The organism is Aeromonas sp. R2-4 (genome assembly GCF_040908365.1).
GTDB lineage: Bacteria > Pseudomonadota > Gammaproteobacteria > Enterobacterales > Aeromonadaceae > Aeromonas > Aeromonas veronii.
In genome coordinates this window covers 1-16,313 of the sequence record NZ_JBFODO010000054.1, presented here as the reverse complement: position 1 = coordinate 16,313, position 16,313 = coordinate 1, and the positions used below count along the sequence as shown (strand labels likewise).

Genomic DNA, 16,313 nt, shown 5'->3' with positions numbered 1-16,313 from the left:
GGAGAGCCCTAGCCTATCGGCATCACCAGCGCCGGTTGGTGAGGGTCGCTCAGCCGCTCGGCCAGATAGTCCACCAGCAGCCGCACCTTGGGGGAGAGGTGGCGGTTGTGGGGATAGAGGGCCCAGATTCCCTCCGCCGGGGCCCGCAGTTCAGGCAGCAACTCGATCAGCTCCCCTCGGGCCAGATGGTCGCTCACGTAGTAGTCCGGCAGCTGGATGATGCCGATCCCCTTGAGCGCCGCGTCCAGCAGGGCGTGGCCGCTGTTGCACTGCAGCAAGCCGCGCACCCGCACGCTGTGGGGGCGGCCATCCAGGGTGAAGTGCCACTCGTCGCTGTTGCCCACCAGACAGGTGTGGCGGGTCAGCTCGGAGAGGCTGTTGGGGATGCCGTGGCGGGCGGTATAGGCCGGTGAGGCGCAGACATAGGGCACCCGCTGCGCCAGCTTGCGCGCCACCAGCGTCGAATCCTTGAGATGGCCGAGCCGCAGCGCCAGATCGTAACCCTCATGCACCAGATCCAGCAGCTGGTTGGTGAGGTTGAGGGTCACCTCCAGCTGGGGGAAACGCACCATGAAGTCGTTCACCAGCGGGGCGATGCGGCTCTCGCCGTAGGAGACGGGGGCCGTGATGCGCAGGGTACCCTGCGGCACCGCCTGATGACGCCCCACCGCCAGCTCCGCCTCGTAGAGGTTGTCGAGCAGCTGACGGCAGTGGCGATAGTAGATCTCGCCAAGCTCGGTGAGCCGCACCTGACGGGTGGTACGCAGCAGCAACTTGGCCTGCAGCCGATCTTCCAGCTGTGCCACCTGACGGCTGACTTGCGCCACCGACACTCCCAGCTTGCGCGCAGCCGGGGTAAAGCCCCCCTGCTCCGCCACGCTGACAAATTCACAGATCCCTTCCCAGCCGAACATTATTACCTGTGTGTAAAAGTGATTTGAGATTTGCCCTCATTATCACCAAATCGACGGGAAACTACACTGAATGTCCGAACTCATCTCTGTTCACCCTGCTCAACAAGAAGGATGTCATTCATGGCACAGGTTCAAAGCATCAAGTGTAAGGCCGCCATCGCCTGGGGTCCGGGTCAGCCCCTCTCCATCGAAGAAGTCGAGGTCATGCCACCGCAAGCGGGCGAAGTGCGGGTGCGCATCGTCGCGACCGGCGTCTGCCACACCGATGCCTTCACCCTCTCCGGTGAAGATCCGGAAGGGGTCTTCCCCTGTATTCTCGGCCACGAGGGGGGCGGCATCGTCGAATCGGTCGGCGAAGGGGTCACCAGCGTCAAGGTGGGCGATCACGTGATCCCGCTCTACACCCCCGAGTGCGGCGAGTGCAAGTTCTGCAAATCCGGCAAGACCAATCTCTGCCAGAAGATCCGCGCCACCCAGGGCAAGGGGCTGATGCCGGACGGTACCACCCGCTTCTCGAAAGATGGCCAGCCCATCTATCACTACATGGGCACCTCCACCTTCAGCGAATACACGGTACTGCCGGAGATCTCCATCGCCAAGGTGGACCCGGCCGCCCCGCTGGAAGAGGTCTGCCTGCTCGGCTGCGGCGTCACCACTGGCATCGGCGCCGTGATGAACACCGCCAAGGTGAAGGAGGGTGAGAGCGTCGCCATCTTCGGGCTGGGCGGCATCGGCCTCTCCGCGGTGATCGGCGCCCGTCTGGCCAAGGCCGGCCGCATCATCGCCATCGACATCAACGAGAGCAAGTTCGAACTGGCCCGCAAGCTGGGTGCCACCGACTGCATCAACCCGAACGATTACGACAAACCGATTCAGGAAGTGATCGTCGAGCTGACCGATGGCGGCGTCGACTTCTCCTTCGAGTGCATCGGCAACGTCAAGGTGATGCGTGCGGCGCTGGAGTGCTGCCATAAGGGTTGGGGCGAGTCGGTCATCATCGGCGTCGCCGGAGCGGGTCAGGAGATCAGTACCCGTCCGTTCCAACTGGTGACCGGTCGGGTCTGGCGCGGCAGCGCCTTCGGCGGGGTACGCGGTCGCAGCGAGCTGCCGAGCTATGTGCAGCGCTACATGCAGGGTGAGTTCCGCCTCGATGACTTCATCACCCACACCATGGGGCTTGAGCAGATCAACGAGGCGTTCGAGCTGATGCACCAAGGCAAGAGCATCCGCACCGTCATCCACTACTGAGCATGATCACCCCGCCCGCAATCGTGGGCGGGGTGCAGGAGTCCTTCGATGAATCTGGAGATTATCAGCAGCAACAAGAGCTTCGGCGGCTGGCACAAGCGCTATCGCCACCACGCCAGCGTACTCGGCTGCGAGATGAATTTTGCCATCTATCTGCCACCTCAGGCCCTCACCGGCCAGAAGGTGCCCGTGCTCTACTGGCTCAGCGGCCTCACCTGCACCGATGAGAACTTTATGCAGAAGGCGGGCGCCCAGCGCATCGCCGCCGAGCTCGGCATCGCCCTGGTGGCGCCGGACACCAGCCCCCGCGGCGACGGGGTGGCAGACGATCCCGGTTATGACCTCGGCATGGGAGCAGGCTTTTACGTCAATGCCAGCCAGAGCCCCTGGCAGGCTCACTACCAGATGTATGACTACGTCACCCGCGAGCTGCCCGATGTGATAGAGACCCACTTCCCGGTCTCGACCCGGCGCGCCATCAGCGGCCACTCCATGGGCGGTCACGGTGCGCTGATCGCCGCGTTGCGGGAGCCGGGTCGCTACCGCTCGGTGTCGGCGTTCAGCCCGATCTGCCACCCGAGCCGCTGCCCCTGGGGCCAGAAGGCGCTCGGCGCCTACCTCGGCAGCAATCCCTTGTTGTGGCAGGAGTGGGATGCCTGCCAGCTGCTGCGCCACCAGCCGGTTACACCGCTACCAACCTTGGTGGATGTGGGGCTGGATGATCCCTTCCTCGCCGAGCAGCTGCATATCGATGCGCTGGCCGAAGTGGCCGCCAGCAAGGAGTGGCCGCTGGAGCTCAACCGCCACGAGGGCTATGACCACAGCTACTACTTCGTGGCGAGCTTCATCGAGGCGCACCTGCGCTTTCACGCCCGCCACCTCTGATCAACACAGGCCAGTGACGGGCCTGTTTCAGTTGTGGTGATCGGTTGATATCAGCTGCCCGCTCGGGTCACGCCGCCGGAGCCTGCGATCTGCTGCTCCACCTTGGGATCGCCCCAGTAGGCGATGTTGCCTGAGCCGGCGATGCCGACTTTCAGCGTATCCTGCGCCCGTACCGCCACATCACCGCTGCCGGCGATATTGACCTCTACCTCGTTGCCGCGCATCTCGCTCCCGAGCACATCGCCAGCACCGGCAATGTTCAGCTCGATGGCTTGTGCCGAACCGCTACCCAGCTCCAGACTGCCAGTGCCTGCGATATTCCCTTCCAGCCGTTTCAGCTCCAGCTGACTGGCGACGATGTCACCGGTACCGGCCACTGACAGCACCAGCTCATCCCCCTTGAAGCCGCTCAGATCGCCGTTGCCGGTCCCGGCCAATGCCAGTTCGTTCAGCACAGGCAAGGTGATGGTCAGCTCCAGCGGCTCGGTAGGATCGAGCCGGTAACCCTCCTTCACCTCGATCTCCAGCTTGTCGCCGCTCTCGGTCAGCACCAGATAGGGCAGCAGGTTCTCCTGCCCCTTGATCAGGATGCCGCGCGGCTCCCCCGCGACCAGATGGAGGGTGGCAGGCACCCCCGCCAGCACCCGGGTCACCCCGTCACCGAGCGCCTGCTGGCGCTCGACCACAGCCCCCGTTCCGGTCACTCTGGTCCGATCCAGCCAGTGACAACCACTGAGCCCAGCCATCAACATGACAACCATCATCCATTTCATCACTACTCTCCTCCTTATGTGTTGGCCATCCAGGGCCAATTGGTTTTCATGCTCTGCAAAGCGTGAGCCAAAAATTAACCTAATGATTCAAAAGGAAATAACCATTAAACCCAGAACAAACCGAAGAATTAAGAGAGCCATTTAGACCATATTTTGGTGAAAATAACCATTCTCGAACGGATATGATTGTGGCTGATTGGCGGGTCGTCCTGCCGGTCACTATGCTGACAGCCCGTGGAAGTTTTTAATTGCCCTGCCGGTCTGTTGAGCCAATAGTGGTACTTCGTGCGTACCAAGCTCTCCATTGCGGTAATGTCATTACCACTGTCTTGTCAGTCTTCACTGCCAACAAGGAGCCAGAGCGTGACCCAAGCAAGCCCTCTCTATGCCACCGCCACCGGTCTGCCGGAACCGACTCGCACCCCGCTGCTGACCGGCAGCGATCCCGAGCAGAAACGGCGCGAACTGCTCGCCTACTTCTGCCAGACCTTCGATCTCTACGACTCGCTGTTCGACTGTCTGGCCGATGAGCGGGCCTGGTTCAACAAGGCGATCCCGCTGCGCCACCCGCTCATCTTCTACTACGGCCACACCGCCGCCTTCTTTATCAACAAGCTGCTGGCGGCGCGCCTGATCGATCAGCGGCTGGATGCCCGCATTGAGGCCATGGTCGCCATCGGAGTGGATGAGATGAGCTGGGACGATCTGGACGAGACCCACTATGACTGGCCAAAAGTCGCCGAGCTGCGCAGCTATCGAGCCAAAGTCCGTTCGCTGGTGTGCGATTTTATTCGCCAGATGCCGCTCACTCTGCCCATCGACTGGCAGAGCCCGGCTTGGGTGATCCTGATGGGGATAGAGCACGAGCGCATCCACCTCGAAACCTCCAGCGTGCTGATCCGCCAGTTGCCACTCGCCTGGGTACGGCCGCAGCCTTATTGGCCCACCTGTACCGAAGCCCGCCACCGAATTGATCAGGTGCCCGCCAACAGCCTGCTGCCGGTGGCCGGCGGCAAGGTGCGCCTTGGCAAGCGGGACGCCACCTACGGCTGGGACAACGAATATGGCGAGCGCCATATCGAGCTGGCCCCGTTTCAGGCCAGCCGCATGCTGGTGAGCAATGCCGAGTACCTCGCCTTCGTACAGGCGGGCGGCTACGGCCAGCAACAGTGGTGGGATGAGGAAGGCTGGGGTTGGTGTCAGTATGCCAAGGCGCAGATGCCCACCTTCTGGGTGGGTGATTCCACCAAGCCCGAACAATTGCAGCTGCGGCTGATGACCGAGCAGGTCGCCATGCCCTGGGACTGGCCAGTCGAGGTCAACCAGCTGGAAGCGGCTGCCTTCTGTCGCTGGAAGGCGGCCCGGACCGGACTCCCCATCCAGCTGCCGAGCGAGGCAGAATGGATGCTGCTGCGCGAGCAAGTTCCCGGCGATCAGCCGGACTGGACACAGGCCCCCGGCAATATCAATCTGACCCGTTTCGCCTCCTCTTGCTCGGTGGATGCCTGCCCGCAAGGGGAGTTCTTCGATCTGGTGGGCAATGTCTGGCAGTGGACCAGCACCGCTATCGATGGCTTCGACGGCTTTAAAATCCACCCGCTCTACGACGACTTCTCTACCCCCACCTTTGATGGCAAGCACACCCTCATCAAGGGCGGCAGCTGGATCAGCACGGGTAACGAAGCGCTCAAATCATCCCGTTACGCCTTCCGGCGTCACTTTTTCCAGCATGCGGGTTTCCGCTATCTGGTCTCCCGTTATCAGGAACCCGTTATCGTGAATCCCTATGAAACCGACACGCTGGTCGCTCAATATCTCGACTTCCAGTACGGCCCGAGCCACTTCGGGGTAGCCAACTACGCCAAGACGCTTGCTGATCTTGCTGGCGAGCTGTGCAGCAACCACCAGCGGGCACTGGATATCGGCTGTGCCACCGGCCGCGCCAGCTTCGAACTGGCTCGCCACTTCCAGCATGTGGACGGGGTGGACTACTCGGCCCGCTTCATCGATGTGGCGCTGGCCCTCGCCAGCCAGGACAGCTTCCGCTACGCCATTCCGCTGGAGGGTGAACTGGTGGAGTATTGCGAGGCGCGCCTGTCGAGCCACGGGCTGGGGGCAAGTCAGGCTGAGCGCATCCACTTCAGTCAGGGGGATGCCTGCAACCTCAAGCCCAAATATGACCACTACGATCTGGTGCTCGCCTCCAACCTCATCGATCGGTTGCGGGAGCCCGCTCGCTTCCTGCGGGATATCGCCCCCCGGCTACGCAGCGGTGGCCTGCTGGTGCTTACCAGCCCTTATACCTGGCTGGCGGAATATACCCCGCCCGCCAACTGGCTCGGCGGCATTCGTGAAAACGGCGAGGCGCTCACCACCTATCAGGCGCTGCAACGGCTGCTGGCGGCGGAGTTCGAGGAGCACTGCCCGCCGCGGGATGTGCCTTTCGTCATCCGCGAGACCGCCCGCAAATACCAGCACACGGTGGCGCAGCTGACCGTCTGGCGCAAACGCTAGCACGCCGATCGACATGCAGATGAAAAGAGGGAGGCCAACGGGCCTCCCTCTTGTTATGACAGCCAAAACGGCGCGAGTATCACCCTCCCTGCTCGTGATAGCGGCGCGCCAGCACGGCGCAGACCATCAGCTGGATCTGGTGGAAGATCATCAGCGGCAAGACCATGACACCGACGCTGGCGGCCGGGAACATGACGTTGGCCATCGGCACCCCGTTGGCGAGGCTCTTCTTGGAACCGCAGAAGACGATGGTGATCTCGTCCGCCTTGTCGAAGCCGAGGCGACGGCTGATCCAGACGTTCCAGCAGAGCACCAGCGCCAGCAAGACACAGCTCAGCAGCACGATACTGGCCAGATCGTACCAGCCGACCTGATGCCAAATCCCCTGCACCACCGCCTCGCTGAAGGCGACGTAGACCACCAGCAGGATGGAGCTCTGATCCAGCTTGCCGATGAGCGGACGGTGGCTGTCGACCCAGCGACCAATGAGCGGGCGTGACAGGTGGCCGACCACGAATGGCAGCATCAGCTGCATCATGATGGACTGGATGGAGTGCCAGGTGTCGATCCCCTCCCCCTGCACGTGGATCATCATCCCCACCAGCACCGGCGAGAGGAAGATCCCGAGGATGCTGGAGGCCGAGGCGCTGCACACCGCCGCCGACACATTGCCCCCCGCCATCGAGGTAAAGGCGATGGCCGACTGCACGGTGGCAGGCAGGGCGCAGAGATAGAGGAAGCCGAGGTAGATGGCCGGGCTCAGCCAGCTCGGTACCAGCGGGGTGAGCAGCAGCCCGAGCAGCGGAAACAGCACGAAAGTGCTGAGCATCACCACCAGATGGAGCCGCCAGTGGCCGAGGCCCGCCAGCAGGTTCTGGCGCGACAGCTTGGCGCCATGCATGAAGAACAGGAGCGCCACCGCCAGCTTGGTCAGCAGACCGAACCAGACAGCCACCTGCCCCTCGCAGGGAAAGAGGGAGGCCAGGGTGACCACCGCAATCAGCACAACAGTAAAGGGATCCAGACGCACGAAAGGTCTCCATCAGAAGGGCATCCTGCAGCCATGGCGACAGTCAGGATTGGGGAGGACAAGAAACAGAGCGGGAGATGTCTGGCACCTCCCGCTAAAGCGAACCTCCAGCTTACCCCGATAACGGAGAGGCGCAACGTTGTGCAGCGGTTAATTGTTCATCAATGCTTAACGCCTTTACTTTGTCGAATAGCGGAAGTTGATGACCCGCGGCCAGATAGCGCCAAACCGGCGCGAAATGGATAAAAAAACGGGCGACCAAGGCCGCCCGTCACGCTTTTTCACCCAGCCAATCAGCGCTGGCTGGCCAGCTTGCCGTTGCCGCTTTTCTTCTCATTGCCACCGAGCTTGCGGGCCTGCCGCTTCTCGAAACGGGAGATCCACCAGTAGGCCAGCGCCGAGAAGACCGCGGTCATAAAGACGTTGATGAAGAAGGCACGCACCAGATCCACCCCGGCCGGGAAGGCGGAGGCGCTCATGCTCACCACGAAGATGGCAATCAGCACCGACACCACGCCCATCCCGAACTTGCGCGACCCCATGCGGAAATCGCGGGGGGTGTCGTCATGTTTCCAGCGGAACACGAAGTAGGCCACCATGATGAAGATCGGCGGCAACATGGCGGTACCGGCGGTGAGGTTAATGGCGGTGTTCATCATCTGCTGCACCGACTCGGAGCCGAAGCCGTTGACCACCAGCATCGCGAACACGAAAACAAACTGCCACCAAGCGGCGCGTACCGGCACGCCGTGCTCGTTGAGCTGGGTGGTCTTCTCGCCGTAAACCCCCTGCGGGATCTCGGAGAAGTGGATCTTCACCGGCGCCGAGGTCCACATCATCATGGAGCCGAACATGGCGATGAACAGCACCACACCGACGAAGCGGCCCACCAGCGCCTCGGAGAGCCCGAAATACTGCGCCATGCCGGTGAAGATCTCCACCATGCCGCCGGCATAGGTGAGGCTCTCGCGCGGCACGAACACGTTCACCAAGAGGGAACCGACCGCATACATGGCACCAATGACGATACCGGCACTGATGATCACCTTGATGAAGGACTTCTGGCCGCCCTTCACATCATTGAGGTAGGCCGCCGCCGTCTCGGCACCGCCCGCCGCCTGGAAGATCCAGCACATGATGCCCAGCGTCGCCCAGTTGACGGTGGGAGTCATCGCCTCCAGCGTGATGGGCTGAGCCGGCACATGATCGCCACTCAGAGCCATGAGGGCACCCAGCACATAGATGGCGAACAGGGCAAACACCCCGTAGGCCACTATTTCGGCAATTTTGCCGAGCCAGCTCGCCCCCTTGGTGGAGATATGGGTCGCCGCCGCAAACAGCACGATGGAGATGATCGAGGTGACCATGGGCGAGAAGCTGTACTCATAGCCCAGCATGGCGTAGGAGGCGTAGGCGATGACGTTGGGTAGCAGGGAGACGAACCAGAACAGGTTCACGAACCAGTAGAGAAACGAGCCCAGATAGGCCATCCGGGTGCCGAGCGGTTTTTTAAGCCAGTCGTACATCCCCGACTCGGAGTTTTTGTTGGCCGAGACGAACTCGGCAATGATGAAGACGAACGGGATGAAGTAGACGATGGTCGCCAGCAGGAAGATGGGGGCGGAGCTGAGCCCCAGCTCGATGTTGTTGTTGACGATGTTGCGCACGTTGAACACGGCGGCAAAGGTCATCGACAACAGGGCAAACTTGCCTATGGTGCCGCGTACGGATTCAGACATGGTGTCCTCCAGTGGACTCGCGCTCCCTGCGGGTAACGCTGTGACTCTGTGATGTGTTCGGCAAGGGTCTGTCGGCCCCGCGCTTTACTCTCTTGTTATGATCGGGCCGCGTGGACGGCCTCGTTGGTGAACCGGTGCCGTCTCCCGCACCGGCTCGCAATACCATTCAGACGATCGGAGTGCCCGGCGCCATCGGCACCCGCGGTTGCAACAGCACGCTCTGGCTCTCGTCCGGGGTCTCGGCGCAGAGCAACATGCACTCGGATCGCTCACCGCGCATTTTGGTGGGCTTGAGGTTGGTCAGTACCACCACCTCGCTGCCCATCAGCTCCGCTTCGCTGTAGTAGGGCACCAGACTGGTGACAGTCTGCAGCGGCCGCTCGCCACCCACGTCGATCTGGACGATGTAGAGTTTGTCGGCCCCGGGGTGACGCACCACCTCCAGTATCTTGCCCACCTTCATCTCGACCCGCTTGAATTCGGCAAACTCGATCGTCTCGCTCATTCTCTTTTCCTTTTCTGGTTCAACGGTTTGCGGGTGGCCAACGGCCACCCGATTTGATTGGGAGTAAATGCTGTGTTTATGGTGCCTGCATGGCGACCTGCGCCGCCGGCTCGGCCTCTTTCGCGCGCGCCTCGGCGCTGAGGGAAGCCTCGTAGCGGTTGTACTTCCACCAGGCGAAGCCGAGGAAGATCACGATCCCGCCGACGTTGTAGAAGATGATGGTCATGATGTCGGCGCCGGTCGGGAAGGTGGAGGCGAGGAAGCCCACCGAGAAGATGGCGATCAGCACCGAGACCACAGCGATGCCGGTGGTACGTGAGCCCATCTTGAAATCCCGTGGCAGGTGGTCGAGCTTCAGGCGCAGATTGAGGTAGGCCAGCATGATGAACAGCGGCGGCAGCATAGAGGCGGCGGCGGTCATGTTGATGACGGTGTTCATCAGATCCTGCGCTGTGTTGGAGCCCAAAGTCGGGATCACCATCAGCGGCAGCACGATGAGGTACTGGATCCAGGCAGCGCGGGCGGGTACGCCGTTCTCGTTCAGCTCGACCGTCTTCTTGCCGAAGATGCCGGCAGGGATCTCGGAGAAGAAGATCTTCACCGGGGTCGCCGTCCACATCAGCAGGGAGCCGAACATGGCGGTGAAGGAGACCAGACCGACGAAGCGGTTCATCAGGATCTCCGGCAGGCCGAAGTAGGCTGCCAGCCCTTCAAACACCTGCACCGAGCCGCCGGTATATTTCAGGGTGTCGCTGTGGACGAACACGTTGATCAAAAGCGATGCGATGGAGTAGAGCACTCCGATAAAGATCCCGGCGACGATGATCACCTTCACGAAGGATTTGGAGCCCCCTTTCACGTCATTGACGTAGACCGCCACCGACTCGGCGCCACCGGCTGCCATAAAGATCCAGGTGGTGATGCCGAGGAAGGCCCAGCTGAAATCGGGGACCATGGCCTCTACCGTGATGGGGTCAGCCGGCTGCACGCCGCCCACCAGTGCCGCACCCGCCAACAGGATGTAGGAGAGGGTCAGCAGCAGCATCAGGGACGAGGTCACCGAGGTGATGGGACCAAGCATCTTGGCACCATTGGTAGAGACATAAGTGGCAAAGGCAAACAGCACCATGCTCAACGCCGTGGTCGCCACCGGGGTGAGAATGTACTCGTAGCCGAGGAAGGCATAGGAGGCGTAGGCGATAACCCGCGGCAGCAGGGAGGTGAAGAAGAACAGGTTCACGAACCAGTAGGTGTAGGCGGAGATGAAGGCCCAGCGACCGCCGAGGGAGCTCTTCACCCAGGCATACACCCCTGCTTCGGAGTTTTTGTTCAGTGACACGAACTCCGCAATGATCAGGCAAAACGGAATGAAGTAAAAAATGGTGGCCAGAAAGAACATCGGGGCCGAGGCCAGACCGATCTCGATGTTGTTGTTGATGACGTTGTTGAAGCTGAATACCGCCGCGAAGGTGAGCGACAGCAGACCAAACTTGCCTATCGTATTGCGTTTGGAATCAGACATGGTGCATCTCCAGACCTGTAGTTATCTCGGCGAAAGGGCGGGGCATTAGTTGTAGGGTGAGCCCCGCCCTTCCGGCTTTTATCAGTGCAGAACCGGCGGCTTGTTATTTGTTTTTGAAGTAGCCGCCTTCGACGGTGACCTTGATGATCACCTTGCGCACCGGGCTGTCGCCGACGAATCGGTAAGCCTCGTCGTTCTCGAAGATCACTACCTGCCCATTACCCACCTGCTGGCGCTCACGCACCTCGCCTGCCAGCCACTCGCGGTCGGTGGTGTCGTCATAAGCCTGCTCGACCCGCAGATCTGTCTTGGCAGCCCACTCCACCGTCTCTTCCCCTTCCAGGTAGTAGTGGAGATCGAAGTAGCGGCGCTGCCCCTCGAACAGGGAGGTGGCCGGGCTGGCCCCCTCCTGCAAGCGGTAGGTGAGAGAGTCACCGATGGAGTGGCAGATGCCGGGCTTGAGGTTGGGCAGGTTGTTGATGGCCTCCACGCAGCGGCCCCACTTCTTGCCCTCCCGGTAGATGTTTTTGAACAGGGTCAGGTTGTCCAGGGTGATCATGCGAGGTTCCTCCCGCCGTTGATGGTGAGATCGAGCCCGGCCAGCGCAGCCGGATTGAGGTTGCCACGGGCGATGGGCAGCAGGGTCAGGCCGAAGCTGAACGGCTCGAAGCGCACCCGCCAAGAGTCCAGCACCTCGGAGCCCCAGGAGTTGGAGCCCAGCCCCAACACCTTGTGATCCAGGTTGAGGGTGAGATAGCCGCTCGGTTCCAGCTCGTTGATGTGCTGCGCCGCGTGGATATGCTCCCAGCTGTAGGGCCAGACGCTCAGGTTGATGGGGGCATCAGGCCGCACGTAGAGACCGGCGCCGTGGCGGTTGGTCAGGGTCGCCCAGCGCACCTGCTGGCGGTTGCCGTTGTCCTGCGGGAAGGGGTAGTGCTCCCACATCTCACCGACTGTGCTCTGGAAGCTGTCGATCCAGTTGCTCTGGCGGCTGTCCTGATAGTTTTCACCCGGCCCCATGCCGTAGTAGTGCACCCGGTCGAGATCCTGACGAATGCCCAGCTCGAAGCCGATCTTGGGGATGATGTCGTCATAACCGCCGTAGGGCTGGCCGGAGAGTGCCACGTGTAGCTGGCCATTCGGGCTCAGGGTGTAGACGTAGCGGCAGCGCATGCCAAAGTCGAACACCGGCGGCGCAATCAGACTCTCGACCGTTACCTCGACCGCCTCGCCCAGCTGACGCCAGCTCAGAGTGCGGAAGTGCTCCTGCATGATCTGCAGGTGGTTGGGGTGCCACAGGCTCTCGTACTCCTGCTTGTGGTTGTCAATCATCGGCTTGAAGAAGGTGAGGCGCGGCGAGCGCTCGATAAGCTCATTGCAATCCTGCTGCCAGCTCACCAGCTTGCCATCGAGGCGCGAGAAGCGCAGGGCGAAGCCGCTGCCGCTCAAGGTCAGCGCGAGCCGTTCGTCGGCAATCTGCAACGGAGTGGCGTTGGGATTGGCAAAGGGCTGCAGCTGGCGAGTCGACTCTTTCAGCCGGAACTGGTACTGGCCCAGCTCGTGCTCCGCCGCGCTGTAGCGGGTGGCAGTGGCCTTGATGACCCGCAGCTGGACGAAGGTTTCCCGCGCATCAAGAGAGGGCAGCTCAAGTTGCAGCTCTGTAGTGGCACCGGGAGCCACCCCTTCCAGCCGGATTTGCTGGCTCGCCAGCAGCTCGCCCTCCGCCTTCACTTCGACCAGCAGACGGATGTCGTCGAGATTGGAGAACCAGTAGCGGTTTTCCACTTCCAGCTTGCCGCTGGCCAGATCCAGCGCGCGCACCTTGACCGGGCAGATCACCTGCTTGTATTCGCGCAGGCCAGGCCCCGGGGTCTGATCCGGATAGATGAGGCCATCCATGCAGAAGTTGTAGTTGTTGGGATAGTCGCCATAGTCGCCACCGTACTTGTAAACGGGGCGGCCCTGCTCGTCCTGATCCAGAATGCCGTGATCGCACCACTCCCAGATGTAGTGGCCCTGAATGTGGGGATGGCGGTCGAACACCTGCTGGTATTCGCTAAGACCGCCCGGGCCGTTGCCCATGGCGTGGGCGTATTCGCAGAGGATGCGCGGCTTCGCCATCGGGAACTCGCCGAAGCAGTTCATCTGGGAGACGCGGGAATACATGGTGCTCACCACATCAACTACCTCGGCATCGCGATCCTCTTCGTAGTGCACCAGCCGGGTCGGGTCGATCCCCTTGCAGCGCTGGTACATGGCTCTGATGTTGCAGCCGTAGCCGGACTCGTTGCCGAGCGACCAGATGATGATGGAGGGGTGGTTCTTCTGGGCGTGCACGTGGCGCTCGATGCGATCCACGAACACCGGCTCCCAGAAGGGGTCGTCGGTGATGCGGCTGAGATCACCGACGTTGGCAAAACCGTGGGTCTCCACGTCGGTCTCCGCCATCACGAACAGACCGTACTGGTCGCACAGCTCATAGAAGCGCGGGTCGTTCGGGTAGTGGGCGGTGCGCACCGAGTTGAGGTTGTGCTGCTTCATCAGCACGATATCACGCTCAACACGGTCCATACCGACCGCGCGGCTCTTGAGGTGGTCGTTGTCGTGACGGTTCACACCGTGCAGCTTGAGGTAGTGGCCGTTGACGTAGAAGAGGCCATCCTTGACCTTGATTTCACGCACCCCGACCCGCTGCGGGATCACTTCCAGCAGCTCGCCCTGACCGTTGTAGAGGGAGAGTTGCAGCTGATAGAGGTAAGGATCTTCGGCACTCCACAGATGGGGATTGGCCAGATCCAGCGTGAAGCGGCAATCACACTTGCCGTCGATGGCGAGATGATCGAGCAAACCGCTGGCGAGCTCGTTGCCCTGATCCAGGAGCGACCAGACCAGACGGTGATCACGGACGGGCGTCCCCAGATTTTCCAGCTGGATATCACAGCTCAGGGTAGCGCTCTGATTGTCATCGGCCAGCGCGGTGCGGATGAAGAAGTCATGCACATGGGCGGCCGGTTTGCCCACCAGATAGACATCGCGGAAGATCCCCGCCATCCACCACATGTCCTGATCTTCGATATAGGTGGAGTCAGCCCACTGCATCACCCGCACCGACAGCAGGTTCTCGCCAACCTTGGCGTAGGCGCTGATATCGAACTCGGCGGTGAGACGACTGCCCTTGCTGAAGCCAACGTAGTGGCCGTTCACATAGACCTCGAAGTAGGTCTCCACCCCGTCAAACTTGATGATCACCTGCTCGCCGTCCCAGGCCGGGCTCAGCATGAAGCTGCGCTGATAAGCGCCGGTGGGGTTGTTGGTCGGCACGAAGGGCACGTCGATGGGGAAGGGAAAACCTTCGTCGGTGTACTGCAGCTGACCATGTCCTTCCATCTGCCACATGTTGGGCACGGTGATCTGGCCCCACTCGCTCATGGGGCTGTGATAGAAGGCCTCCGGCACCTGCAGGGGGTGGTCGAAGTAGTGGAACTGCCACTGGCCGCCAAGGCTCAGAAAACGGCGGCTCAGCTCGCGCTGCATAGTGGCCGCCAGCCCGTGGTCGGCATAAGAGAAGAAGTAGGCGCGCGGAGCCAGCCTGTTTTCACCAACGAATTGGACGTTTTCCCAGTTATTCACATGTCCTCCCGGAACAAGGCAACGTTAACTGGGTAAACTCTAGATAAACATTTACTAAATATCAGCTTTGGATTGGTAAAGTTTTAACCTGATCACAATGAACAGATGGTTTTGTGAGCGAGATCAGAAGCGGGAGATAAAGGAGGGCAAGATATGGATGAGTGGCATAGATGTTGATAGCCGTTGGCTGAACTGCAATAAAATCAACGATAAAACAATATGATATGACGTAATGGGATGATGTAGGAAAGAGGTTTACTTGGGAGAGGTGTCGCACCACCGCAAGATGGTGCGACTAAAAAGCTAGTGGTTTTACTAAAATCAGCGAGTGGTGCCACGCAGGGTCAACTTGCTCGGTACCAACACCCGGAGTGGAATATCCCGCTCGTCTCGCAGCCGCTCAACCAGCAGATTAACCCCCTGAGAGCCCATCAACTCGGAGTGGATCCGCACCGTTGAGAGCGGCGGGAAGGTGAACTTGGCGGTCGGGATATCGTTGACGCTGATAAGCTCGATCTGCTGGGGAATCGCCAGTCCCTTCTCATGAATGGCACGCAGCACACCGATGGCGATGGAGTCGGAGGCGACGAAAAGCGCCTTGGGCCAATCCCCTGCCAGCATCTCCTTCGCCAACTGGTAGCCGGAAGCGCTGGAGAAGTCGCCACGATAGAGATCGCTCTCCTGCACCACCCCCAACCGCTGGCCATAATCCCGGAAGGCCAGTTCGCGCAGATCCGGACTCTCATCCTGGCCACCGATATAACCGATACGCTGGTGCCCCTGCGCGATGAAGTAATCGACGACCTGCTGGCTGATCAGGGCAAGATCCACATCGACCGAGTCGAACTCTCCCTGTGAACGGCAGTCGACAAACACCAGCTGGCTGGAACAAGCCCTGAGTTGGGCAAGGCGCTCGGCTGTGAGGGTGCCGACCACCAGGATGCCATCCACGGCGCTCAATTCACGCCCTTCACCACAGTTGTAGAGATGAGTCAGCTCGATATTGAGGCGGGCACTCTGGGTCTCGATACCATAACGGATGGCAAGATAGTAAGGGTCGTTGACCTCGGTACTCTGGGGATAGGCATAGACCACCAGAAAGTGCAGCTTGCTCTTGTGTACCCCCTTGCGGGCGCTGCTGGTCTTGTACTCCAGCCGTTCGGCAATCTCGAAGATCCGCTGCTTGGTCTCTTCCTTGACGCTCAGGCTGGGATCCTCGTTCAATACCCGGGATACCGTGGCGAGAGAAACCCCCGCTTCCTGTGCAATTTCCTTCAACGTAGCCATCAATACCTCGCTGGCAGCATCACGTGTTAATCGGCAACGGCTAAAGAGTAACGGGCAATCCCTTGATAGCCCAGCACTTTTACTAAAATGCCGGTGGCATGACAGATTTTTGGAACGCAGAAATGCAAAAAGGCCTCCCGAATGGGAGGCCTCTTCTAAATAGGTGCCTGACAGTGTCCTACTCTCGCATGGCGAATGCCACACTACCATCGGCGCTACCGCGTTTCACTTCTGAGTTCGGCATGGGATCAGGTGGTTCCACGGCG

12 protein-coding genes and 1 rRNA gene are annotated in these 16,313 nt (G+C 60.9%); 3 read left to right on the top strand and 10 right to left on the bottom strand.

Annotated features, from left to right (window positions below):
* Positions 1 to 8: 8 nt before the first annotated feature.
* Entirely contained in the window at positions 9 to 914 is a 906-nt protein-coding gene (locus AB5Z05_RS19695; RefSeq protein ID WP_005342034.1) for a LysR substrate-binding domain-containing protein, read from the bottom strand.
* A gap of 120 nt (positions 915 to 1,034) precedes the next feature.
* Here AB5Z05_RS19695 and AB5Z05_RS19690 point away from each other — a divergent pair, with 120 nt between their 5' ends.
* Together AB5Z05_RS19690 and fghA are read left to right on the top strand one after the other, a co-directional pair.
* Positions 1,035 to 2,162: an S-(hydroxymethyl)glutathione dehydrogenase/class III alcohol dehydrogenase gene (locus AB5Z05_RS19690; protein WP_005356101.1), complete on the top strand. Its 1,128-nt coding sequence runs from the start codon at positions 1,035 to 1,037 to the stop codon at positions 2,160 to 2,162.
* Positions 2,163 to 2,210: 48 nt separating this feature from the next.
* A complete protein-coding gene (gene fghA / locus AB5Z05_RS19685; protein WP_123174019.1) occupies positions 2,211 to 3,047 on the top strand; it encodes an S-formylglutathione hydrolase in 837 nt (278 codons plus the stop codon).
* Positions 3,048 to 3,097: 50 nt separating this feature from the next.
* Here fghA and AB5Z05_RS19680 read toward each other — a convergent pair whose 3' ends face one another.
* Entirely contained in the window at positions 3,098 to 3,820 is a 723-nt protein-coding gene (locus AB5Z05_RS19680) for a head GIN domain-containing protein (RefSeq protein WP_368152843.1), read from the bottom strand.
* Between the two features lie 363 nt (positions 3,821 to 4,183).
* Between AB5Z05_RS19680 and ovoA the strand changes: the two genes are divergently transcribed.
* Complete coding sequence (gene ovoA, locus AB5Z05_RS19675) at positions 4,184 to 6,334, top strand: 5-histidylcysteine sulfoxide synthase (protein ID WP_368152842.1); 2,151 nt, start codon at positions 4,184 to 4,186, stop codon at positions 6,332 to 6,334.
* A 79-nt stretch (positions 6,335 to 6,413) separates the two neighbouring features.
* On the opposite strand, the gene AB5Z05_RS19670 is transcribed toward ovoA, so the two are convergent.
* The 8 genes from AB5Z05_RS19670 to rrf all read right to left on the bottom strand — a co-directional run.
* A complete protein-coding gene (locus AB5Z05_RS19670) occupies positions 6,414 to 7,364 on the bottom strand; it encodes a bile acid:sodium symporter family protein (protein ID WP_368152841.1) in 951 nt (316 codons plus the stop codon).
* A 293-nt stretch (positions 7,365 to 7,657) separates the two neighbouring features.
* On the bottom strand, positions 7,658 to 9,103 hold the full coding sequence (locus AB5Z05_RS19665) for an amino acid permease (RefSeq protein WP_139494383.1): 1,446 nt from the start codon (positions 9,101 to 9,103) through the stop codon (positions 7,658 to 7,660).
* A 166-nt stretch (positions 9,104 to 9,269) separates the two neighbouring features.
* Positions 9,270 to 9,608, bottom strand: coding sequence for a tRNA-binding protein (locus AB5Z05_RS19660; protein ID WP_368152840.1), 339 nt, complete (start codon positions 9,606 to 9,608; stop codon positions 9,270 to 9,272).
* Positions 9,609 to 9,684: 76 nt separating this feature from the next.
* A complete protein-coding gene (locus tag AB5Z05_RS19655) occupies positions 9,685 to 11,130 on the bottom strand; it encodes an amino acid permease (protein WP_368152839.1) in 1,446 nt (481 codons plus the stop codon).
* A 103-nt stretch (positions 11,131 to 11,233) separates the two neighbouring features.
* Positions 11,234 to 11,689, bottom strand: coding sequence for a beta-galactosidase subunit beta (locus AB5Z05_RS19650; protein ID WP_202044875.1), 456 nt, complete (start codon positions 11,687 to 11,689; stop codon positions 11,234 to 11,236).
* Complete coding sequence (gene ebgA / locus AB5Z05_RS19645; protein ID WP_244774408.1) at positions 11,686 to 14,760, bottom strand: beta-galactosidase subunit alpha; 3,075 nt, start codon at positions 14,758 to 14,760, stop codon at positions 11,686 to 11,688. Before ebgA ends, AB5Z05_RS19650 begins: the two co-directional genes overlap by 4 nt.
* A 321-nt stretch (positions 14,761 to 15,081) precedes the next feature.
* Positions 15,082 to 16,047, bottom strand: a complete 966-nt coding sequence (ebgR, locus tag AB5Z05_RS19640) for a transcriptional regulator EbgR (RefSeq protein ID WP_111901720.1) — start codon at positions 16,045 to 16,047, stop codon at positions 15,082 to 15,084.
* A gap of 165 nt (positions 16,048 to 16,212) precedes the next feature.
* Positions 16,213 to 16,313: ribosomal RNA gene (gene rrf / locus AB5Z05_RS19635) — 5S ribosomal RNA — on the bottom strand; the annotation flags it as partial.

Excerpts from the sequence above, each read along its gene's own strand:
- AB5Z05_RS19690 (WP_005356101.1), top strand. The coding sequence starts at position 1,035 with ATGGCACAGGTTCAAAGCATCAAGTGTAAGGCCGCCATCGCCTGGGGT.
- AB5Z05_RS19680 (WP_368152843.1), bottom strand. The coding sequence starts at position 3,820 with ATGAAATGGATGATGGTTGTCATGTTGATGGCTGGGCTCAGTGGTTGT.
- AB5Z05_RS19655 (WP_368152839.1), bottom strand. The coding sequence starts at position 11,130 with ATGTCTGATTCCAAACGCAATACGATAGGCAAGTTTGGTCTGCTGTCG.
- fghA (WP_123174019.1), top strand. The coding sequence starts at position 2,211 with ATGAATCTGGAGATTATCAGCAGCAACAAGAGCTTCGGCGGCTGGCAC.
- AB5Z05_RS19695 (WP_005342034.1), bottom strand. The coding sequence starts at position 914 with ATGTTCGGCTGGGAAGGGATCTGTGAATTTGTCAGCGTGGCGGAGCAG.
- AB5Z05_RS19650 (WP_202044875.1), bottom strand. The coding sequence starts at position 11,689 with ATGATCACCCTGGACAACCTGACCCTGTTCAAAAACATCTACCGGGAG.
- ebgR (WP_111901720.1), bottom strand. The coding sequence starts at position 16,047 with ATGGCTACGTTGAAGGAAATTGCACAGGAAGCGGGGGTTTCTCTCGCC.
- AB5Z05_RS19665 (WP_139494383.1), bottom strand. The coding sequence starts at position 9,103 with ATGTCTGAATCCGTACGCGGCACCATAGGCAAGTTTGCCCTGTTGTCG.
- AB5Z05_RS19660 (WP_368152840.1), bottom strand. The coding sequence starts at position 9,608 with ATGAGCGAGACGATCGAGTTTGCCGAATTCAAGCGGGTCGAGATGAAG.